The following is a 20,527-nucleotide window of genomic DNA, read 5'->3' on the forward strand; positions in this document are numbered from 1 at the left end:
GAGACCGCATGTGACGCGGGTCGCGAGCGCCGTACGACCGCGTCTGGCACGGGCCGCGGAGGCCGTACGCCCACGTCTCGCACGCGCCGCGACGGCCGCGAAACCGCGGGTCGCACGGCTCACGCGAGCCGTCGTCCCGCAGGGCGCGCGGACCCGCAAGCCGAAGACCTGGCAGTACACCGCGGGCGCCGCCACCGCCGGACTGGCGCTGGCCGCCGGAGTGGTGACCGCCGTCGGCCCCTGGGACTCCACCGGTCAGCGTACGGCCGAGCGGGACCGGGCGGCCGCCCGGGAGCACACGGGTGGCGCAGATCACGGTCGTGGTTCCGACCCGTCCGGCACGGCGGCCGAGGCGCCCCGCCCCGCCCCCAGCGCGGCCGCCGTCCTCACCGGCCTGGGCGGCGGCGTCGGGACCGTGAAGTCGGCCCCGAACGGCAAGGCCCTCGCCGACGTCCTGGGCCCGCTCCTGGACGTGCCCCAGCTCGGCACCCGCGGGGCGGCGGCGGTCGTGGACGTCGCCACCGGCAAGCACCTCTACGGGGTGGGAGCCGCCGACTCCCTCACGCCCGCCTCGACCACGAAGCTCGCCACCGCGGCGGCGGCCCTGGCCGCGCTGGGCCCCGACCACCGCCTCACCACCCGCACCGCCCTGGAACCCGACACGAACGAACTGGTCCTCGTCGGCGGCGGCGACCCCACGCTGACGGCCCGCAAGGAGGCGAAGGGCCGGGCGAGCCTGCGCGAGCTCGCCGCCGAGACCGCCGAGGCGCTGAAGAAGCGCGACCTGCGCGAGGTCACCCTCTCCTACGACACCACGCTCTACGCGGGCCCCGCACTGCACCCCATCGGGGTGAACGGCAACCTCGCACCGGTCACCGCCCTGATGGCCGACGAGGCCCGCACGGACGGCTCCGGGAGCGGCCCGGCACCGCGCGTGGCGGACCCGGCGAAGGACGCGGCGACCAGGTTCGCGTCCTTCCTCGCGGACCACGGCATCAGGACGACGTCCCCCGGCCCGTCCAAGGCGACCGACCGCGCCGAGTCCCTCGCCGAGGTCGCCTCGCCCCCGCTCTCCGCCCTGGTCGAGCGCATGCTCACCCACAGCGACAACGACATCGGCGAGGCTCTGGCCCGCCAGACGGCCCTGGCGAGCGGGAAGCGCGCCGACTTCGACGGCGCCGGCGAGGCGATCGAGGCCCGGCTGAGGAAACTGGGACTGCCGATGTCCGGCGTCGACGTCAAGGACGGCAGTGGCCTCGACCGCGCCGACAGGCTCACGGCGGGCCTCCTCGCGACCCTCCTCGCCAAGGCCGCCGACCCGGCCCACCCCGAACTCCGCCCCCTCCTCACGGGCCTCCCCGTGGCGGGCTTCACCGGCACCCTGACCAGCCGCTACACGGACGGCCCGGCAGGCGTCGTACGAGCCAAGACGGGCACCCTGACAGGCGTGAACTCCCTGGCCGGCACGGTGGTCGACCAGGACGGCCGCCTGCTGTCCTTCGCCTTCCTGGCCACGAACACGACGGACCCCGGCGCGGCACAGCGGGCCCTGGACCGGGCGGTGACGGCACTGGCGGCCTGCGGCTGCCGCTAGGGCCTGTCGCGAAAGCGGCGCCGACCCCACGGCCTGCCCCAAGTGGGAACGCTCACGTACGGTTGACGCATGACGAGCATCGGTGGTGCCGAGATGGTCGACTGGAATCTCGCGGTGGCGACCGCGACCCGGCTCGTACGGCCGGGCCCCGAGGTGAGCCGCGACGAGGCCCGGGCCGTCGTCGCCGAACTGCGCCGACATGCCAAAGCCTCGGAGGAGCACGTCCGGGGCTTCACTCGTATGGGCACGGAGGACATCCACGACACCCCCGTCCTCGTCGTCGACCGCCCCGGCTGGGTGCGGGCGAACGTCGCCGGGTTCCGCGAGATCCTCAAGCCCCTGCTCGGCAAGATGCAGGAGCGGCGCGGCGGCGGCCCCGGCGGCGCGGTCCTCGGTGCCGTCGGCGGCAAGGTCACCGGCGTCGAACTCGGGATGCTGCTGTCCTTCCTCGCCTCCCGTGTCCTCGGCCAGTACGAGACCTTCGCCCCCGCCACCCGCGAGCTCCCGGCGGGCGAGAACGGCGGCGGCCGGCTCCTGCTCGTCGCCCCGAACATCGTGCACGTGGAGCGCGAACTCGACGTACACCCCCACGACTTCCGCCTGTGGGTGTGTCTGCACGAGGAGACCCACCGCACGCAGTTCAGCGCGGTGCCCTGGCTGCGCGATCACCTCGAAGGCGAAATCCAGTCTTTCTTGGGGGAGACCGACGTCGACCCCATGACCGTCCTCGAACGCATCCGCGAGGCAGCCCAGTCCCTCGCCGGCGGCCGGCCCGAGGCCGAGGAGGACGACGGCGGGCGGTCCTTCGTGGAACTGGTGCAGACCCCGGCCCAGCGCGAGATCCTCGGCCGCCTCACCGCCGTGATGTCGCTCCTGGAGGGCCACGCCGACTTCGTGATGGACGGCGTCGGACCCCAGGTCGTGCCGAGCGTCGCGGAGATCCGCGAGAAGTTCCAGCAGCGGCGTGCCAAGGGCGCGTCCCGGCTGGACATGGCCCTGCGCAAACTGCTGGGCCTGGACGCCAAGCTCAGGCAGTACCGCGACGGCGAACGCTTCGTACGGGCCGTCGTGGACCAGGTCGGCATGGACGGCTTCAACCGTGTCTGGACGTCACCGAACACCCTCCCGACCAAGGCGGAGATCTCCAAACCGGCGGACTGGATCGCGCGGGTGCACCGCAAGGCGGAGTCGTGAATTCCGTCGAGAGTTGTGCATCTCATACGAAGGTCGTGAACCGAATCCGGCCGACGGCAGGCGAACGCCCCTTCAATCACCCGTCCGAGGGACCGTGAGCCATGGGTAGGCGTGCAATGCTCGGGGAACGGCCCGGTTCTGTCACCATCTACACACTCTGAGTGACCGAGCTCGGGCTCACCCCCCGAAAACTTCATGAAGGGAACCGGACATGGGTCCCCATCCTGCGGTCGCGGCGATACGCCTGGCGGTCCGCCGCGTCCTCCACGACATCCTCACCGAACACAGTCGCATCACCGACGCGTCCGCGCCCTCCGGCACGCGCGCCGCGGTCCCGCCCGACAACACGGCGCCCGACAACACGGCACACGAGCCGTCGTACGACCTGCGCCCTGCCCCCGCCCAGGAGCCTCAGAGCGCCGCCCCGCACGAGCGAACCCCCTCCCCGCTCGTGCTCGTCGCGTGCTCCGGCGGCGCCGACTCCATGGCTCTCGCCTCCGCGCTCGCCTTCGAAGCCCCCAAACTCGGCATCCGCGCCGGCGGCATCACCGTCGACCACGGCCTTCAGCCCGGCTCCGACCTGCGCGCCGAAGAGGTCGTCCTGCGCATGCGCGAACTCGGCCTCGACCCGGTCGAGTCCGTCGCCGTCACCGTCGGCCGCGCGGGTGGCCCCGAAGCCGCCGCCCGCGACGCCCGCTACGCAGCCCTCGACGAGGCGGCCGTACGCAACGGCGCCGTCGCCGTCCTCCTCGGCCACACCCGCGACGACCAGGCCGAGACCGTCCTGCTCGGCCTCGCCCGCGGGTCCGGCATCCGCTCCCTGTCCGGAATGGCCGCGGTCTCGGGGGCCGGCGGCCGTTACCGCCGCCCCTTCCTCGGGCTCGACCGCCAGACCGCCCGCAAGGCATGCATGGTCCAGTCCCTCCCGGTCTGGGACGACCCCCACAACGCGGATCCGGCCTACACCCGCTCCCGTCTGCGTCACGAGGGCCTGCCCGCCCTGGAGAAGGCGCTCGGCAAGGGCGTCGTGGAGGCCCTGGCCCGCACCGCCCAGCTCTCCCGTGACGACGCCGACGCCCTCGACGCCTGGGCCGGCCAGGCGTCGGAGGCCGTACGCGACGCGTCCGGCCTCCTGGAGTGCGCCAAGCTGTACGCGCTGCCGCCCGCCGTACGCCGCCGCGTCCTGCGCCGCGCCGCCATCGAGGCCGGGTCGCCCGCCGGCGCGCTGTTCGCCCGCCACATCGAGGAAGTCGACCGCCTGATCACCGGCTGGCGCGGCCAGGGGGCCATCAATCTCCCCGGCAAAGTCGTCGCCCGGCGCCAGGGTGGCAGACTGGTGATTCGGCAAGGCTGAATCCCGACCCCTCCGCGCGCCTGTCGGAGGGGCCGGCGAGCCGATCAGTGCGGGACGACCGACCGAAAGTGATGCGGGTGGACGCGAAAGACATGGGTGCCGACCTCAAGCAGGTACTCATCACCAAGGAAGAGATCGACGCGAAGCTGGCCGAGCTGGCCGCGAAGATCGACGCGGAGTACGAGGGCAAGGACCTGCTCATCGTCGGCGTCCTCAAGGGCGCGGTGATGGTCATGGCCGACCTCGCCCGGGCGCTGTCCACCCCCGTCACCATGGACTGGATGGCGGTGTCGTCGTACGGCGCCGGCACCCAGTCCTCCGGTGTCGTGCGGATCCTCAAGGACCTCGACACCGACATCAAGGGCAAGCACGTCCTGATCGTCGAGGACATCATCGACTCCGGTCTGACCCTGTCCTGGCTGATCAACAACCTCGGCTCCCGCGAGCCCGCCACGCTGAAGGTGTGCACGCTGCTGCGCAAGCCGGACGCCGCGAAGGTCGCCATCGACGTGGAGTGGGTCGGCTTCGACATCCCCAACGAGTTCGTCGTCGGCTACGGCCTCGACTACGCCGAGAAGTACCGCAATCTCCCGTTCGTCGGTACGCTCGCGCCCCACGTCTACGGCGGCTGAGTCCGGCGGTCCGGGGAACCCGACCCGAAGGGCCCAAGCCCCGGACGAAGATCGGGAACCCCGGCGGGCTCCGCGGCGTTGGAGCATGCAGACGGGCTTGCCAGCCGTCCCGTGCGGCTAGGGCCGCCAAAGCTGGGGTACCGTCAGAAGAACTGTCTTATCAAACTCACTATGGCAGGAGGGACGGGGCGGCACCGCTCCGTATGGATGGACGTGAAGCGATACTTCCGTGGGCCGGTCATGTGGATCGTGCTGGCCGTCCTTGCCGTGGTCGTGTTGATGCAAGTCGTCGGCTCGTCCGGCGGCTACAAGACGGTGGACACCGGCCAGGTCGTCCAGGCGATCAATGACAACAAGGTCGAGTCGGCCAAGCTGACCACCGGCGACGAGTCGATCATCAAGGTCCAGCTCAAGGACGGCGAAAAGGTCGAGGGCGCCACCAAGATCCAGGCGAGCTACATCGGCGACCAGGGCGTGACCATCGCCGGCACGCTGCAGAACAAGTACCAGGACAAGCAGATCCCGGACGGCTACACGGTCTCGCCGTCCAAGCAGAACCCGTTCGTCGGCATCCTGCTCTCCCTGCTTCCCTTCGTCCTCATCGTGGTCGTCTTCCTGTTCCTGATGAATCAGATGCAGGGTGGCGGCTCCCGAGTCATGAACTTCGGCAAGTCCAAGGCGAAGCTCATCACCAAGGACACCCCGAAGACGACGTTCTCGGACGTCGCCGGCTCGGACGAGGCCGTCGAGGAGCTCCAGGAGATCAAGGAGTTCCTCCAGGAACCGGCGAAGTTCCAGGCCGTGGGCGCCAAGATCCCCAAGGGCGTGCTGCTCTACGGGCCTCCTGGTACCGGTAAGACGCTCCTCGCGCGTGCTGTCGCCGGCGAGGCGGGCGTCCCCTTCTACTCGATCTCCGGTTCCGACTTCGTCGAGATGTTCGTCGGTGTCGGTGCCTCCCGAGTCCGTGACCTGTTCGAGCAGGCCAAGGCGAACGCCCCGGCGATCGTCTTCGTCGACGAGATCGACGCGGTCGGCCGTCACCGCGGCGCCGGCCTCGGCGGTGGTCACGACGAGCGCGAGCAGACCCTGAACCAGCTGCTCGTCGAGATGGACGGTTTCGACGTCAAGGGCGGCGTGATCCTCATCGCCGCGACGAACCGTCCCGACATCCTCGACCCGGCCCTCCTGCGCCCCGGCCGCTTCGACCGCCAGATCGCGGTCGACCGCCCGGACATGCAGGGCCGTCTGGAGATCCTCAAGGTCCACCAGAAGGGCAAGCCGGTCGCCCCGGACGTCGACCTGTCGGCGGTCGCCCGCCGCACCCCCGGCTTCACGGGCGCGGATCTGTCGAACGTCCTGAACGAGGCGGCGCTGCTCACGGCCCGCTCGGACAGGAAGCTGATCGACAACCAGATGCTGGACGAGGCCATCGACCGCGTCGTGGCGGGCCCGCAGAAGCGGACCCGGATCATGTCGGACAAGGAAAAGAAGATCACCGCGTACCACGAGGGCGGACACGCCCTGGTCGCGGCGGCCTCCCCGAACTCCGACCCGGTCCACAAGATCACGATCTTGTCGAGAGGCCGCGCCCTCGGCTACACGATGGTCCTGCCGGACGAGGACAAGTACTCCACGACCCGCAACGAGATGCTGGACCAGCTCGCCTACATGCTGGGCGGCCGCGCGGCCGAGGAGCTCGTCTTCCACGACCCGACCACGGGCGCGGCGAACGACATCGAGAAGGCCACGGCCACGGCCCGCGCGATGGTCACCCAGTACGGGATGACCGAGCGTCTCGGCGCCATCAAGTTCGGCGGCGACAACACCGAGCCGTTCCTCGGACGTGAGATGGCTCACCAGCGCGACTACTCGGAAGAGGTCGCCGCGCTGGTGGACGAGGAAGTCAAGAAGCTCATCGAGAACGCGCACAACGAAGCCTGGGAGATCCTGGTCGAGAACCGCGACGTCCTCGACAACCTGGTGCTTCAGCTGCTGGAGAAGGAGACGCTGGGCAAGGAGGAGATCGCCGAGATCTTCGCCCCGATCGTCAAGCGTCCGCCGCGGCCCGCCTGGACCGGCTCCTCCCGCCGCACGCCGTCCACCCGTCCGCCGGTGCTCTCCCCGAAGGAGCTCGCACTGACGAACGGGGCCAACGGCGCGACGCCGGCGATCACCACCGCGAAGTCGACGGTGGCGGAGCCCGCCCCGGCGACCGAGCCGGCTCCCGAGGAGCGTCCGGAGAGCTGATGGGCCGTACCCGGTGACGCCACCGGGCCCGGAATGGATGCCGCGTCCCCCTGGTTCTAGCCTGGGGGGCGCGGCATTTGCGTATGCCCGCAGTTCAGACGCGTGACCCACACGCGCCACCCGCAAAGGAACGAGGCACCACATGACCGACCCCGTGACGCTGGACGGCGAGGGCCGCATCGGTGAGTTCGACGAGAAGCGCGCCGAGAACGCCGTACGCGAACTGCTGATCGCGGTCGGCGAGGATCCCGATCGGGAGGGGCTGAAGGAGACGCCGGCGCGGGTTGCTCGGGCTTATCGGGAGCTTTTGGCTGGGCATACGCAGCAGCCCGAGGACGTTCTGACGACCACGTTCGATATCGGGCATGACGAGATGGTCCTGGTCAAGGACATCGAAATCGTATCTTTGTGCGAGCATCATATGTTGCCGTTCCATGGCGTAGCTCACATTGGGTACATCCCGGCAGAAAGCGGAAAGATCACGGGCCTGTCGAAGCTGGCCCGGCTGGTTGAGGTGTTTGCCCGTCGTCTGCAGGTGCAGGAACGACTCACCACGCAGGTCGCCGACTCCCTCATGAAGATCCTGGAGGCCCGGGGCGTGATCGTCGTCATCGAGGCCGAGCACATGTGCATGTCGGTGCGCGGGATCCGTAAGCCTGGTGCCAAGACCACGACGTCGGCGGTGCGCGGTCAGCTTCGGGACGCTACGACCCGGGCCGAGGCGATGAGCCTGATACTGGCGCGCTGACCCGACGGCGATCCTGTCCGAGTCGGCCCAAGGAGTCGGTGCGAAGTCCACACCGCGGAGCAGCGGACTGGCCTCGCGTCTGGTCGGGGCCGACAGCCGGCCCTGCCTACCAGCCCTGGTAGGCCCGGCGCTGTCACACCGTCGGCGCCGTGCCCGCGCCGTTGTGTTCGTCGTCCTCCGGGAGCTTGCAGATGCGCTCCAGGAAGATGGCTGCCGCTATGACGCCGATTCCGGCCAGGACCGAGAAGCCGGCGTAGATGGCCTGGTCGCGGCGGGCGGGGATGTCCAGGGACTCCAGGAGGAAGACGCCCGTGCCGCCGTACATGCCGGCGACCAGGGCGGCGACCAGGGCGCTGGCCTGGCCGAAAACGACCGCGCGGGCGGCCATCAGGGGGTCGACGCCCTTGGCCTCGGGGCGGCGTTCCCGTTGCGCCCTGAGGCGGGCGCGGATCGAGATCGCCGTGGCGAGCAGGACCACGGCGATCAGGGCGAGGACGATGGGGGCGGCCAGAGGGACGCTGGGCAGGGTCCCGATGGAGTTCCACAGGCGGGCGCCAGCCCAGGACAGGACTCCGGCGACGACGAACACGCCGACCAGCATCCTGATGCGCAGCTCTCTCACGGTGTCCCTTCAGCTCCCCCGGTCCCGACGGACTGTGTCGTCTTGACCTTAACGACTATTCGGGCAGCCGGAGTTCCAGATCCTCGCGCGGCGCGACGCCCTCGCGGGTGACGGTGCCCAGCAGGTCGGCCACCGCGCCGCGGCCCGGCAGCTGGGCCTCGGGCTCCACATCGTGCCAGGGGGCGAGGACGAAGGCGCGCTCGTGGGCGCGCGGGTGGGGGAGGGTGAGGTGCGGGTCGTCGGAGACGAGGTCGGCGTAGGCGACGATGTCGACGTCGAGGGTGCGCGCGCCCCAGCGCTCGTCCCGTACGCGGTGGAAGGCCTCCTCGACCGCGTGTGCCCGCTCCAGGAGGGAGGACGGGGGGAGCGTGGTCTTGAGGACCACGACCGCGTTGAAGTACGAGGGCTGGCTTCCCGGCTCCACGCCCCACGGCTCGGTCTCGTACACCGGGGAGACCCCTTTGACGCGGACGCCCGGGGTGTCCTCCAGCGCGTCGATGGCGCCCTGGAGGGTCTCCAGGCGGTTGCCCAGGTTGGAGCCGAGGGAGATCACGGCCCGTTTGGGGTTGTGGAGGGTCGTGTCGGCGGCGTCGACCTTCTCGACGACGGAGGCGGGCACCGGCTGTACGGTCGGGTCGCCGGGGCCCTTGGTGAAGGGTGCGGTCATACTCGGCTCCGGGTGATGGTGATGGTCACGTCGTCGAAGGGGACCGTGATCGGCGCGTCCGGTTTGTGGACGGTGGCCTCGACCTCCTGGACGCCTTCGTGCTTCAGACAGGCCTGGGCGATGCGCTCGGCGAGCGTCTCGATGAGGTTGACCGGCTCGCCCTCGACGACGGCCACGACCTCCTCCGCCACGATGCCGTAGTGCACGGTCTTCGCCAGGTCGTCGTCGGCGGCGGCCGGTCGGGTGTCCAGGCCAAGGACGAGGTCCACGATGAAGGTCTGGCCCTCCTCGCGTTCCTTGGGGAACACACCGTGGTACCCGCGGGCCTTGAGGCCGCGCAGCGCGACACGATCCACGCGAATCACTCCTGCAATCGTCGGTGACGGCCGGTCGGTGCCACGTGCGGGCGGCACACCGGCCTCGAACGAATCTACCTGCGGGCACTGACAGGGCCGGGCCACGGGGGCCTGGGCCCGCGCCGGGCCCGGGAGGATTCATCGTGTGTTTCCCCTGGGGAACCCGGCGGCTCACGGGCTGGTAGCCGCGCCTACCCGCGGAGGCGTGATTCCAACCACTCCCTGGTCCCGGCGGGCCCGCGCGGGCCCTCTTGCGGGTGGCTGTCGCGGGTCGCCCCGCGAGTCGCCCGTGGTCGTCGTTGCGGTGGTCCTGGTGGTGGTTCTCGCGATCGTCCTCGAGGCTGCCCTCGTAGGGCGACTACCCAGTCACGAGGGGGTGCTGTCGCCTTCTTCCTCGTCGTTTTCGGCCAGAACCGGCGAGGCGTGGTGCGACCAGATCTTCCAGCCGTCGGGTGTGCGCCGGAACACGTTCGTGGCGACCACGAGCTGGCCCACGAGCGGGCCGAGCTCCTCGTCGCCCTCGGGGGCGGGACCGCCGCTGAGGATGTTCTCGGTACAGGTCACCAGGGCGGTGTCGCCGGTCACGGAGACATGCACGTCGGTGAGGAAGAACTGGATGTAGTCGGTGTTCGCCATGATCAGCGCGTACGACCTGAGGACCTCGCCGCGCCCGGTGAGCACCGGCCAGCCGGGGTGCACGCAGGAGACCACGCCGGCGTCGGCCGGGTCGTGGTAGGTCTCGTCGACGCCCAGGTCGGACGGGGTGAGCCAGAGCGAGGACAGCTCCTCGAAGTCGCCGCGCTCCATCGCCTCGTAGAAGGCGGTGTTGGCGGCCTCCACTTGTTCGACGTCGGTGTGGGGGGCGCTCACCGGGCTCCTTCGGAGCTGGGCGTGCCTGGGCGCTCGGCCATCTCGCCGGGCGCGTTTCCGGTCGTGCGCGCCTCCTCGATGGCGCGTGCGACGCGTACCGCGTCCGCCGTGGCGCGTACCTCGTGCACGCGGACGGCCCACGCGCCGGCGTGCGCCGCGAGCGCCGAGACCGCGGCCGTGGCGGCGTCGCGCTCGCGGGCGGGCGGCGGCGCGGCCTGAGGCCCGGCGAGGACGCGGCCGAGGAACCGCTTGCGGGAGGCGGCGACGAGGAGGGGGTGGCCGAGGGCGAGCAGGCGGTCGAGGTGGGCGAGCAGGACGAGGTCGTGCGCGGCGTCCTTGGAGAATCCGAGACCGGGGTCGACGACGATGCGGTCCGGGGCGATGCCGCCCTCCAGAACGGCCTCCACGCGCGCGTGGAGCTCGTCGACGACCTCGGTGACGACGTCGTCGTAGACGCCCTTGACGTTGCCGCCCTGGAGGAAGCCGCGCCAGTGCATGACGACGAAGGGGGCGCCGGCGTCGGCGACGACCGGGATCATCGCGGGGTCGGCGAGGCCGCCGCTGACGTCGTTGACGAGGGCGGCGCCGGCGGCCAGGGCCTGCTCGGCGACGGAGGCGCGCATGGTGTCGACGGAGACCGCGACGCCCTCGCAGACCAGGCCGCGGACGACAGGGATGACGCGGCGCAGTTCCTCGTCCTCGTCGACCCGGGTGGCGCCCGGGCGGGTGGACTCGCCGCCGACGTCGACCAGGTCGGCGCCCTCCTCGACCAGGGCGAGGCCGTGCTTCACGGCGGACGTGGTGTCGAACCAGCGGCCGCCGTCGGAGAAGGAATCGGGGGTCACGTTGACGACTCCCATGACCGCGCACCGGTCCCACTCCGGAAGGCCCCCGACGCGCCCGCGTCCGCTCTGCTTGCTCATACGTTCAGCCTAGGCCCAAGGCAGTGCCGTGACGTGCCGCGGCCCGAGCGGGAGCCTCCGGGGCAGGGGGGTGGGGCTCCCGCTCGGGCCGGTCCTCGGCAGCCCCGGTCAGGCGGCGCGCACGTCCCGCTCGGCCACCGAGTGCGGGCACGGGCGCCGCGTGGTCGTACGGCGGCGCAGGAAGCGCGGCAGCGGCAGGGCCAGGTTCACGAAGCCCTCCGCCTGCATGGCGGCGAAACCGAGGCGGGGCAGGTCGCCGGAGGCCCGGTAGACGACGAAGCGGGGCTCCCAGCGGGGCTGGAACTTGGCGTTGAACTTGTACAGGGACTCGATCTGGAACCAGCGGGAGAGGAAGACCAGCAGACCGCGCCAGGCGCGCAGCACCGGGCCCGCGCCGATCTTCTCGCCGCGTGCCAGTGCCGAGCGGAACATGGCGAAGTTGAGCGACACGCGCGCGATGCCGAACTTCGGGGCGGCCTGGAGGGCGGCCACGATCAGCAGCTCGTTCATGCCGGGGTCGGCCGAGCGGTCGCGGCGCATCAGGTCCAGCGAGACCCCGTCCGTGCCCCACGGCACGAAATGGAGGATCGCCTTGAGGTCGCCGTACGGGCCCGGCTCGGCGTCCGCCTTGTGGGCGGTGGCGATGAGACAGTCGCCGTCGGACGGGTCGCCGACGCGGCCGAGCGCCATGGAGAAGCCGCGCTCGGTGTCGGTGCCGCGCCAGTCGTCGGCGGCGCGGCGGATGCGCTCCAGCTCGGCGTCGCCGAGGTCACGGACACGACGTACCCGGGTCTCGTAACCGGCGCGCTCGATGCGCTTGACCATCTGGCGCACATTGCGCATCGCGCGGCCGGCGAGCGAGAAATCCGGGACGTCCACCACCGCCTCGTCGCCCAGTTCGAGGGCGTCGAGCCCGGTCTCACGGGTCCACACCTCGGCGCCGGTCTCGGAGCAGCCCATGACGGCCGGGGTCCAGGAGTGCGCCCTGGCCTCGTCCATGAAGCGCTCGATGGCGCCCGGCCATGCCTCGACGTCGCCGATCGGGTCGCCGCTGGCGAGCATCACGCCGGAGACGACGCGGTAGGTCACCGCGGCCTTGCCGCTGGGGGAGAAGACGACGGCCTTGTCGCGGCGCAGCGCGAAGTGGCCGAGGGAGTCGCGGCCGCCGTGCTTGGCCAGCAGGGCGCGCAGGCGTGCCTCGTCGTCCTCGGTGAGGCGGGCGGCGGGGTGTTCGGGGCGGAAGGCGAGGTAGATCGTGGTGACCGCGGTGATCCAGCCGAGGGCGCCCAGGGAGAAGGCGACCGTCCAGGAGGTGTTGCCCTGGTAGTCGACCGGGCCCTCGAAGCCGAACAGGCCGTACAGGACGTGGGTGATGCGGTCGGCCAGGCTCGGGTCGCCGACCAGGGTGTGCGGGTGGGCGCTGACGATGACCAGCCCGAGGGCGAGGGAGCCGGCGCCCATGAGGACGAAGTTGGCCAGCGCGCGCCACCTGCTGCGCGGGTCGGGCAGCGCCGCGAACTGGTCACGGTGGCGCAGCAGGGCCACGAGCAGCGCGACGGAGATGAGGACGCCCACCAGGGAGTGGCGGTATGTGAACTGCGCCACGGCTCCGGCGGGCAGCAGGACGACGGCGGCGCGCCACGCCCGCCGCTTGCCGCGCTTGAGCCCGTGGGCGAGCAGCAGCAACAGCACGCCGGCGCTGAGCGACAGCGCCGCCGCGAACGGGCCGAAGGCGCCCGGCAGCACCTCGGCGATGGCGTGCATACGGCTGTGCCGGAAGCGCGGGAAGACGCCCGCGGCGACGTTCAGCAGGCCGACCAGGGCGCAGGCCCGGCCGACGAGAACGGGAACGGCCTCCGGGCGCGGGCCGCGGAGCAGATGCCGTACCCGGCCCGACAGATGCCGTATCCCGCTCGATCGTCGCGGAACCCCGCCCGACATTTCCACATCTGTCCTGACAGACATCGCATCCCATAGTTCTGCGAGAGACCTTGGATCCGGTGCCGATTCGGGCATCCGGCGACATTGCGCCCTCTAGGACGGTGTCTTGAGGGGAGAGGTTCACTCGGCTTCCCAAAACCGTTTCAAAGGCCAAGGAAAGTCCGGGGCAAGCCCTTGCGAAGGAGCGAGGGGGGCAGTGCGGGGGCGATGTGTCCGCGCGATCCGGACGGAAAGCGTGGACAGGTAACCATCGATGGGTCTGACGAGCGACAAGGTGCTGGCGTCGGCGGTCCTGGCCGCCGTAGGGCTGTTCGTCGGCACGGTGTGGCTGTGGCCACGGCTGGCGCGGCGCGGCTGGCGGTCCGTGAGCGGACGTGTCGGCCTGCTGCTCTCGACCCAACTGATGATCTTCGCGGCGGTCGGCCTCGCCGCCAACCAGACCTTCGGGTTCTACGCCGGCTGGGCCGACCTGTTCGGTCAGGAGAAGGGTCAGGGCGTGGTCGTGGACCACACGCCGGGGCGCGGGCCGCTGCGGGTGGTCGACACCCGGCGCGTGCCGGGGGCGGCGAGCGCCAGTCCCCGGCTGGGCGGTCAGATCCAGAAGGTCGACATCGTGGGCCGAACGACCCGCATCGCCACGCCCGCGTTCGTCTACCTGCCACCCGAATACTTTCAGCCGGAATACCGCACGCGTACGTTCCCGGCGTCCGTCGTCCTGACCGGCTATCCGGGTACGGCGCAGGCGCTCGTGGACAAGCTGGACTATCCCCGTACGGCCGCGAGGCTCGTCGCGGACGGCCGTATGGAGCCGATGATCCTGGTGATGATGCGGCCGACGGTGGCGCCGCCGCGGGACACGGAGTGCGTGGACATTCCCGGGGGCCCGCAGACCGAGACGTTCTTCGGCAAGGACCTGCCCGATGCCGTCGGCGGTCACTACAGGGTCGGTGGGAATCCCGGCAGTTGGGGCATCATCGGTGACTCCACGGGCGGCTACTGCGCGCTGAAGCTCGCCATGCACCATCCCGAGGTGTACGCCGCGGGGGCCGGGCTTTCCGCGTACTACAAGGCGCCTGTCGACGCCACGACGGGCGATCTCTTCCACGGTGACGAGGAACTGCGCAATCGCGCGAACCTGTGGTGGTACCTCAAGCACATGCCCGCGCCGGACACTTCACTGCTCGTCAGCAGCAGCAAAGTTGGAGAATCCAACTACAGGGACACGTTGAAGTTCATTGAGCGGGTGAAGGCCACGAAGCTGACGCGGATCTCGTCGATCATCCTCGAAAGCGGAGGGCACAACTTCAACACCTGGCGGCGGGAGATCCCGGGGACGCTGGAGTGGATGAGCGGGCGGTTGAGCGGCAGGTGACGTGACCGGTCCGGGGTTTGCGATCTTGGTTCTTGGCCAATTCGGTACGGATCTGATTCCCGATGCCGTATGAACGACTCGCGGTGGCTGTGTTTTTACGGGCCGGGGCAACAAGATTCGCCTACGCGCGGTAAGTTTCTGGCCATGCCACGTGGACGTCACCGTCATTCCCCGCCCTTGCACAGGCTGCTGCCCCCGTCGGCGATCGCAGGCGTCTCCGTCGTCTGGGCCCTTGCCCCCTGGGTGTTCACCGAACCCATGGTGTTGCGCGGACTCGCGGCGGCCGCCGCGGCGACGGCGGTGGTCGGCGCGGTCGTCATGCGTCGCTGGGACACCCAGGCGGGCAAGAGGGTCGCCGACCTCACGCGCGCGCGTGCGAGCGACGAGTGGCGGTACGAGGAGCGGGTCGCCGAGTTGGAGACCGACCTCGAGGAGTCGCGCGAGCTGCGCGTCAAGCTGGAGCAGCGGCTGCGGGCCAAGCGGGCGGAGCTCGCGGGGCTGCGCAACGAGCACGCGGCGCTGCTGCGTCGGTACGCCACCGCCGAGGCCGACCGGGCCAGCGTCCTGGAGGAGCGCCGGGTGCTGGAGATAGAGGCGGCCACACCCGCGCGTGCGCTGCCGCCGGTGCCGGTTGCCGCCGCGGGCTTTGCGTCTGCTTCCGCTGCCGCGGGGGAGGCCGGGGCTGTGGCTGCTCCCGCCGAGGCCGAAGGCGCGAAGGCGGAGGGTGCCGAGCCGGAGTCGGTCGAGGAAGCGCCGGTGGTTCCGGCGGTGTTCTCGCCGGAGGGATCCGGGCTGTTCCTGCGGGCGAAGGCGGCGTTGGCGCGGTTCGACGGTGCGGAAGACGCCGGGGTGTCGGAGGAGGACGGCTCGGCGAAGGCGGAGGAGGGCTCGGTCGAGGCCGGGGACGACTCGGTGGAGGACAGCGAGTCCCCGAAGGGTGATTCCGGCAAGAACGTCTCTCCGGAGAGCGACTCCCCGACGGACGAGTCTCCGATGGACGGGTCTCCGACGGACGAGCCTCTCAAGAACGTGCCCCCGAAGGGTGACGGCCCCTCCAACGGCGAGTCGCTGAAGGCCGGTTCGGTCGGCACCGATGCCAAGGCCGGCGACTCGGAAGCCCCGGAGACGGGCGCAACGGAGACGGGCGCAACGGAGACGGGCGTCACGGAGACGAGCGTCACCGGCGGAACCGAGACGGAACCCGCGCTGGAGGACGAGGCCCAGGGGAAGCCCGAGGCGGCCGACGGGCATGAGCGCGCGGCCGCCACCACCACGGCAGGCGCGCTCGCCAAGGCCACGCCGGCTCTGCCCGCGGCCCAGCAGCCCGCGGCCCAGCAGCCTGCGGGGCACTTCATCGCGCCGACCGCCGTGGCCGTCGTACCGGCGACGCCCGTACGGCGTCAGGCGATCGAGGGCGGCTTCGACTTCTTCGGCACCAAGACGGGGGCGGAGCCCTCCGCGCTCGAGTCCGTCCAGAACGAGGACCTCGCCGACGTCGTCGGCCAGGAGGCCCTCGCCCTGCACAAGGCCGAGGCCGAGGCCGAGTTCAAGCCGGCGGACGAGGAGTCCCGGGGGATCGGTCAGGTCATCGACCTGACGGCGCACGACGAGACGGAACAGATCGACGTGCAGGGGCTGCGGAGCGCGGTTTCCTGACGGGGGTTGGCGTGAGGGTTCCCTGGCGGCCGCGGGCATCCGCGCAGCCGCCCTCACGCCATCCACCGGTCCGGGCCCTCACGCCATCCACCGGTCCGGCCGCGCACCCCTCCGTCCCGTACGCGACCTCTCCGCCTGCTCCCGCAGCAGCTCCGCCGCCTCCTCGGCGTCCCGCAGCCGGGCGGTCACCGTCTTGTTGGCCCCGGTGTCCACGCGCACGTCCGCGACGCCCCACACCCGCTCCCACGGCCCCTGAACCAGCCGTACGCTCTGCACCTTCGCGTGCGGTACGAGCGCCAGGCTGCGCCGGAAGAGGCCGGTCCGGGCGGCGAACACCGCGTCCGTGACGGCCAGGCCGTACCCGCGCCACCACAGCGGCACACAGCGACCCGCCCGCCGCGGAGGGCGGGAGAGGGACGCGCGCGCCGGCACCGTCGCTCCGGGCAGCACGCGCGCGACGATCGATTCGGCGACCTCGCGCGGGGCGACGGGAAGCAGGAGCGAGTTCGAGGAGCCGGCCACGTCCAGTTCCACCCGGACCCAGCCGCGCCGCCGCCACAGCAGCGGCTCGACGATCCGTACGGTCTGCACGCGGCCGGGCGGCACCGTCTCGTGCGCGCGGTCGAGCAGACCGTGGTCGAGGCGCAGCCCGTCCTGGGACTCGCCCACCGTCCAGTCGTACTCGGTGACGAACCGTCCCACGCTGCTCGCCCCCGCGGCGCCGATCAGCGGCACCGCGGCCGCCAGGACCGTCCACGCGCTCCCGGTGACCAGCCAGAGGATCGTCGGGACGACGACGGCGGCGGCCAGCGTTCCCCAGGTGGCGCCGGTCAGGACGAGCGAGACGGCCAGGACACCCGGTGGCACGCGCAGGAGCTGCTGGGCGGGCGCCTCGCCCACCTCGTGCGCCGTCTCGGGCGCGAAACCGGCGGCGCGTGCGAGGAGTTCCGCGCGGAGCGCACGCGCCTCCTCCGCGCCCAGGAAGGCGAGCTCGTCCTTCTTGTCGGTGCCTATGACGTCGAGTTTGAGCTTCGCGACGCCCGCCACGCGCGCGAGCAGCGGCTGGGTGACGTCGATGGCCTGGATGCGCTCCAGCCGGATGTGCGCGGTGCGCCGGAACACCAGACCGGTACGGATGCGCAGTTCGGTGTCGGTCACCGCGAAGTGCGTGAACCACCAGGAGAGGAAGCCGTACAGGGCGGCGACGGGGAGGATCACGGCGAGCGCGAGCAGCAGTGTGGTGGTCGTCAGCCTGGTCAGCTGGCGCTGCGCCCGGTCCGGGTCGTGCACCGCCCAGCCGATGACCACGGCGACCGGCGCCCACGCCCGCCTGAGCGGCGTCACGGGGTGCAGCCGCCGCTCGGTCAGGGGCCGCTGCTCGCGTACGGCGTCGTCGACGCCGGGCGCTGTCACAGCCCCGCCGATCGGGCCTCGCCGAGCTCGGTGAGCCGGTCGCGCAGCCGTTCCGCCTCGGCCGGGTCGAGGCCGGGGATCGTGGCGTCGGTCGCGGCGGCGGCCGTGTGCAGCTGCACGCTGGCCAGTCCGAAGTGCCGCTCGACGGGCCCCGAGGTGACCTCGACCAGCTGCATCCGGCCGTACGGCACGACCGTCTCCTCGTGCCACAGCACGCCGCGGCTGATCAGCAGGTCGTCGGCGCGCTCGGCGTACCGCCAGGAACGCCAGTTGCGGCCGAGCATCACCCACCCCCACGCCATCAGCGCCGACGGCAGCAGCGCGAAGGCGGCCCAGCCGGGTCCGACGAGCATCCCGAGCAGCAGGGCCAGGCCGACCGCCAGCAGCCCCAGCCACACCACCAGCAACAGCCGGCGCATGCGCAGCAGACCCGGCGGCAGCCCGGTCCACGCGGGCTCGGTCGCCCGCTCGGCCTCCGCCTGCTCGGTCCCTACCCGCTCGGGTCCGGCCTGCTCGGTTACAGCCTGCTCGGTCCCCGCCTGCTCGTCCGCCGCAGTCCCCGTGTTCTCCGGGCTCCCCGTCTCCATGAGGCCAGCGTACGTAGGAGAGACTGTGTCCATGACTCCTACGACGGAGACCATGGTCGGTATCGGCGGCGCCGCGGAGAGCACCGACATGGTGCTCAACATCGGGCCCCAGCACCCGTCCACGCACGGCGTGCTGCGGCTGCGGCTGGTCCTCGACGGCGAGCGCATCACGAGCGCCGAGCCGGTGATCGGCTATATGCACCGCGGTGCCGAGAAGCTGTTCGAGGCCCGCGACTACCGCCAGATCATCATGCTCGCCAACCGCCACGACTGGCTGTCGGCCTTCTCCAACGAGTTGGGCGTCGTCCTCGCCGTGGAGCGCATGCTCGGCATGGAGGTGCCCGAGCGGGCGGTGTGGACCCGCACGCTGCTCGCGGAGCTCAACCGGGTGCTGAACCACCTGATGTTCCTGGGGTCGTACCCGCTGGAGCTGGGCGGGATCACGCCGATCTTCTACGCCTTCACGGAGCGCGAGGAGCTCCAGCACGTCATGGAGGAGGTCTCCGGTGGGCGTATGCACTACATGTTCAACCGGGTCGGAGGTCTGAAGGAGGACCTGCCGGCCGGGTGGACGACACGCGCGCGTGCCGCCGTCGCCGACGTGCGCTCGCGCATGGACCGGTTCGACGACCTGGTGCTCGGCAACGAGATCTTCCGCGGGCGCACGCGGGGCGTGGGCGTCCTCCCGCCGGAGACCGTGCACGCCTACGGAGTGAGCGGGCCGCTCGCCCGTGCCTCGGGCGTGGACTTCGACCTGCGCCGCGACGAGCCGTATCTCGCGTACGGCGAGGTGGCGGACGTCCTGAAGGTGGTGACCCGCGAGGAGGGGGACTGCCTCGCCCGGTTCGAGTGCCTTCTGGAGCAGACCCACAACTCCCTGGACCTCGCCGACGCCTGCCTCGACCGTCTCGCCGAGCTGCCGCCCGGGCCGATCAACCAGCGGCTCCCCAAGGTCCTCAAGGCCCCCGAGGGCCACACGTACGCGTGGACCGAGAACCCGCTCGGCATCAACGGCTACTACCTCGTCAGCAAGGGCGAGAAGACCCCGTACCGGCTGAAGCTGCGGTCCGCCTCGTACAACAACATCCAGGCGCTGGTCGAACTGCTGCCCGGGACGCTGGTCGCGGACATGGTGGCGATCCTCGGGTCGATGTTCTTCGTGGTGGGCGACATCGACAAGTAGGGCGGACCTCAGGAGGCCATGCCCGCCGCCGGCTCGTCGAGCGGGTTGGACATTCCAACCGGCTGGATCAGCCAACCGAAGTCCCCGAGCCCGCCCGGCGCCGTCAGTTCGGCGGCTTCACCTGCGGTCGCGAGGGCTCGTACGTACTCGGCCGGGCGTGTGGACGCCAGTGCGAGCGGGGGGCGTGTGCCGGTGATGCCCAGGGCGCGCAGCGCGTCGCGCTGTGACAGCAGCAGTGTGCCGGGCAGCGCGCACGCCGTCGCGCACGCGTCCAGCGCGACATGCGCGGTGATGTCGCAGGAACCGTCCGGCACGGGCGCCGTCTCGCGGCCGTCACGGAAGCCGGTGAGCGTGCCGAAGGGCGGGCGCGCGCGCACCGTGTGCGCGTAGTCCACGGCGACCGCGAGCCCTCGGTCCAGGGTCGCGACCACGGCAGCCCAGGCCTCGTCCCGGGGCAGCCCGATCTCGGCCCGCAGACCTTCCACGAGAGGTTCGCCTTCCGGGGCGGTCCGCGCCCCCTCCGCACCCCCCACCGGCCACCACCGCGTCAGCCACCGCGCCTCCGCGCCGGTGACCCGCTCCCCGAGGCGCTCGGACCCGTCCCGCCGTACGAGGACCCGGCGCGGTACGCCCGCGGAGTCCACCTCGGCGACGTCCACGGGGACGTTGTCCAGCCACTCGTTGGCGAACAGCAGGCCCGTGATCCCCCTCGGCGGCTCGGGCAGCCACTCGATCCGGTGATCCAGGGCTTCCGGACGGTCGGCGACCTCGACGGCGTAGGCACGCGTGCGTGCCGCCACCTCACCGGGGAGCGCGTCCAGTACGCGGGTGACCAACTCGCCCCGTCCCGCGGCCATGTCGACGAAGTCGAGCGTCGCGGGCCGGCCCAGTGCCGCGTCGACCCGGCACAGCAGCCGGGCCACGGCGTCGGCGAACAGCGGCGACGCGTGCACGGACGTACGGAAGTGGCCGGCCGGTCCCTCGGGGCGGCGGTAGAAGCCGCCCGGCCCGTAGAGGGCGGCCTCCGTCGCCGCACGCCACCCGCGCCACTCGCCCGTCGCCTCCGCTGCCACCGCACCAGGCTAAGCGCACAGGGGAACGCGGCCTCCACCTTGCGGAGTACGCGCGCGTGGTGGGGATCGGCCCTCCGGTTGACCCCTGCACGCAT

General features: G+C 71.5%; 18 protein-coding genes. 9 read left to right on the top strand and 9 right to left on the bottom strand.

Translation table 11 applies throughout. The features are described from left to right. The first annotated feature begins 10 nt into the window (after window positions 1-10). The 6 genes from dacB (at window position 11) to folE (ending at window position 7,769) form a co-directional block, all read left to right on the top strand. Complete coding sequence (gene dacB / locus ABZ078_RS12770) at window positions 11-1,594, top strand: D-alanyl-D-alanine carboxypeptidase/D-alanyl-D-alanine-endopeptidase (protein ID WP_356574473.1); 1,584 nt, start codon at window positions 11-13, stop codon at window positions 1,592-1,594. A gap of 69 nt (window positions 1,595-1,663) precedes the next feature. Beyond that, entirely contained in the window at window positions 1,664-2,788 is a 1,125-nt protein-coding gene (locus tag ABZ078_RS12775) for a zinc-dependent metalloprotease (protein ID WP_356574475.1), read from the top strand. 211 nt (window positions 2,789-2,999) lie between these two features. After that, window positions 3,000-4,142 carry a tRNA lysidine(34) synthetase TilS gene (gene tilS / locus ABZ078_RS12780; protein ID WP_356574477.1) on the top strand — a complete coding sequence of 381 codons (1,143 nt, stop codon included), beginning with the start codon at window positions 3,000-3,002 and terminating at the stop codon, window positions 4,140-4,142. Between the two features lie 71 nt (window positions 4,143-4,213). Next, entirely contained in the window at window positions 4,214-4,774 is a 561-nt protein-coding gene (gene hpt / locus ABZ078_RS12785; protein WP_356574531.1) for a hypoxanthine phosphoribosyltransferase, read from the top strand. A 207-nt stretch (window positions 4,775-4,981) separates the two neighbouring features. Beyond that, window positions 4,982-7,021: an ATP-dependent zinc metalloprotease FtsH gene (gene ftsH, locus ABZ078_RS12790; protein WP_356574479.1), complete on the top strand. Its 2,040-nt coding sequence runs from the start codon at window positions 4,982-4,984 to the stop codon at window positions 7,019-7,021. 142 nt (window positions 7,022-7,163) lie between these two features. Further along, window positions 7,164-7,769, top strand: coding sequence for a GTP cyclohydrolase I FolE (gene folE / locus ABZ078_RS12795; protein ID WP_356574481.1), 606 nt, complete (start codon window positions 7,164-7,166; stop codon window positions 7,767-7,769). 133 nt (window positions 7,770-7,902) lie between these two features. Here folE and ABZ078_RS12800 read toward each other — a convergent pair whose 3' ends face one another. From ABZ078_RS12800 to ABZ078_RS12825, 6 genes are all read right to left on the bottom strand, one after another. Further along, window positions 7,903-8,391: a DUF3180 domain-containing protein gene (locus tag ABZ078_RS12800; protein WP_356574483.1), complete on the bottom strand. Its 489-nt coding sequence runs from the start codon at window positions 8,389-8,391 to the stop codon at window positions 7,903-7,905. Window positions 8,392-8,446: 55 nt separating this feature from the next. Then, complete coding sequence (gene folK / locus ABZ078_RS12805; RefSeq protein WP_356574485.1) at window positions 8,447-9,058, bottom strand: 2-amino-4-hydroxy-6-hydroxymethyldihydropteridine diphosphokinase; 612 nt, start codon at window positions 9,056-9,058, stop codon at window positions 8,447-8,449. Beyond that, a complete protein-coding gene (gene folB / locus ABZ078_RS12810; protein WP_356574487.1) occupies window positions 9,055-9,414 on the bottom strand; it encodes a dihydroneopterin aldolase in 360 nt (119 codons plus the stop codon). The genes folK and folB overlap by 4 nt, the downstream gene beginning before the upstream one ends. A gap of 366 nt (window positions 9,415-9,780) precedes the next feature. After that, window positions 9,781-10,284, bottom strand: a complete 504-nt coding sequence (locus ABZ078_RS12815; protein ID WP_356574488.1) for a nuclear transport factor 2 family protein — start codon at window positions 10,282-10,284, stop codon at window positions 9,781-9,783. Continuing rightward, window positions 10,281-11,207, bottom strand: a complete 927-nt coding sequence (folP, locus tag ABZ078_RS12820; protein WP_356574490.1) for a dihydropteroate synthase — start codon at window positions 11,205-11,207, stop codon at window positions 10,281-10,283. Before folP ends, ABZ078_RS12815 begins: the two co-directional genes overlap by 4 nt. A 108-nt stretch (window positions 11,208-11,315) precedes the next feature. Further along, a complete protein-coding gene (locus ABZ078_RS12825) occupies window positions 11,316-13,148 on the bottom strand; it encodes a phosphatidylglycerol lysyltransferase domain-containing protein (RefSeq protein WP_356574492.1) in 1,833 nt (610 codons plus the stop codon). 253 nt (window positions 13,149-13,401) lie between these two features. On the opposite strand from ABZ078_RS12825, the gene ABZ078_RS12830 reads away from it, so the two are divergent. Both ABZ078_RS12830 and ABZ078_RS12835 read left to right on the top strand, forming a co-directional pair. After that, the gene (locus ABZ078_RS12830) at window positions 13,402-14,520 is read left to right on the top strand and encodes an alpha/beta hydrolase-fold protein (protein WP_356574493.1); all 1,119 of its coding nucleotides are present in this window, start codon (window positions 13,402-13,404) and stop codon (window positions 14,518-14,520) included. Between the two features lie 144 nt (window positions 14,521-14,664). Further along, window positions 14,665-16,176 carry a hypothetical protein gene (locus tag ABZ078_RS12835; protein ID WP_356574495.1) on the top strand — a complete coding sequence of 504 codons (1,512 nt, stop codon included), beginning with the start codon at window positions 14,665-14,667 and terminating at the stop codon, window positions 16,174-16,176. Between the two features lie 78 nt (window positions 16,177-16,254). On the opposite strand, the gene ABZ078_RS12840 is transcribed toward ABZ078_RS12835, so the two are convergent. Both ABZ078_RS12840 and ABZ078_RS12845 read right to left on the bottom strand, forming a co-directional pair. Further along, window positions 16,255-17,589 carry a PH domain-containing protein gene (locus tag ABZ078_RS12840; protein ID WP_356574497.1) on the bottom strand — a complete coding sequence of 445 codons (1,335 nt, stop codon included), beginning with the start codon at window positions 17,587-17,589 and terminating at the stop codon, window positions 16,255-16,257. Then, complete coding sequence (locus tag ABZ078_RS12845; RefSeq protein WP_356574499.1) at window positions 17,586-18,176, bottom strand: PH domain-containing protein; 591 nt, start codon at window positions 18,174-18,176, stop codon at window positions 17,586-17,588. The genes ABZ078_RS12840 and ABZ078_RS12845 overlap by 4 nt, the downstream gene beginning before the upstream one ends. A gap of 31 nt (window positions 18,177-18,207) precedes the next feature. Here ABZ078_RS12845 and ABZ078_RS12850 point away from each other — a divergent pair, with 31 nt between their 5' ends. Continuing rightward, entirely contained in the window at window positions 18,208-19,359 is a 1,152-nt protein-coding gene (locus ABZ078_RS12850; protein WP_356574501.1) for an NADH-quinone oxidoreductase subunit D, read from the top strand. An 8-nt stretch (window positions 19,360-19,367) separates the two neighbouring features. On the opposite strand, the gene ABZ078_RS12855 is transcribed toward ABZ078_RS12850, so the two are convergent. Beyond that, window positions 19,368-20,432 carry an SAM-dependent methyltransferase gene (locus ABZ078_RS12855; RefSeq protein WP_356574503.1) on the bottom strand — a complete coding sequence of 355 codons (1,065 nt, stop codon included), beginning with the start codon at window positions 20,430-20,432 and terminating at the stop codon, window positions 19,368-19,370. Window positions 20,433-20,527: the final 95 nt, after the last annotated feature.

Source organism: Streptomyces sp. NPDC006385 (assembly GCF_040612485.1).
In the GTDB taxonomy this organism is placed as follows: domain Bacteria; phylum Actinomycetota; class Actinomycetes; order Streptomycetales; family Streptomycetaceae; genus Streptomyces.

Coding starts and splice junctions, on each gene's coding strand:
- tilS (WP_356574477.1), top strand. CDS start 3,000: ATGGGTCCCCATCCTGCGGTCGCGGCGATACGCCTGGCGGTCCGCCGC.
- hpt (WP_356574531.1), top strand. CDS start 4,214: ATGCGGGTGGACGCGAAAGACATGGGTGCCGACCTCAAGCAGGTACTC.
- folP (WP_356574490.1), bottom strand. CDS start 11,207: ATGAGCAAGCAGAGCGGACGCGGGCGCGTCGGGGGCCTTCCGGAGTGG.
- ABZ078_RS12775 (WP_356574475.1), top strand. CDS start 1,664: ATGACGAGCATCGGTGGTGCCGAGATGGTCGACTGGAATCTCGCGGTG.
- folK (WP_356574485.1), bottom strand. CDS start 9,058: ATGACCGCACCCTTCACCAAGGGCCCCGGCGACCCGACCGTACAGCCG.
- ABZ078_RS12845 (WP_356574499.1), bottom strand. CDS start 18,176: ATGGAGACGGGGAGCCCGGAGAACACGGGGACTGCGGCGGACGAGCAG.
- ABZ078_RS12835 (WP_356574495.1), top strand. CDS start 14,665: ATGCCACGTGGACGTCACCGTCATTCCCCGCCCTTGCACAGGCTGCTG.
- ABZ078_RS12850 (WP_356574501.1), top strand. CDS start 18,208: ATGACTCCTACGACGGAGACCATGGTCGGTATCGGCGGCGCCGCGGAG.
- ABZ078_RS12825 (WP_356574492.1), bottom strand. CDS start 13,148: ATGTCGGGCGGGGTTCCGCGACGATCGAGCGGGATACGGCATCTGTCG.
- ftsH (WP_356574479.1), top strand. CDS start 4,982: ATGGACGTGAAGCGATACTTCCGTGGGCCGGTCATGTGGATCGTGCTG.
- folE (WP_356574481.1), top strand. CDS start 7,164: ATGACCGACCCCGTGACGCTGGACGGCGAGGGCCGCATCGGTGAGTTC.
- ABZ078_RS12830 (WP_356574493.1), top strand. CDS start 13,402: ATGGGTCTGACGAGCGACAAGGTGCTGGCGTCGGCGGTCCTGGCCGCC.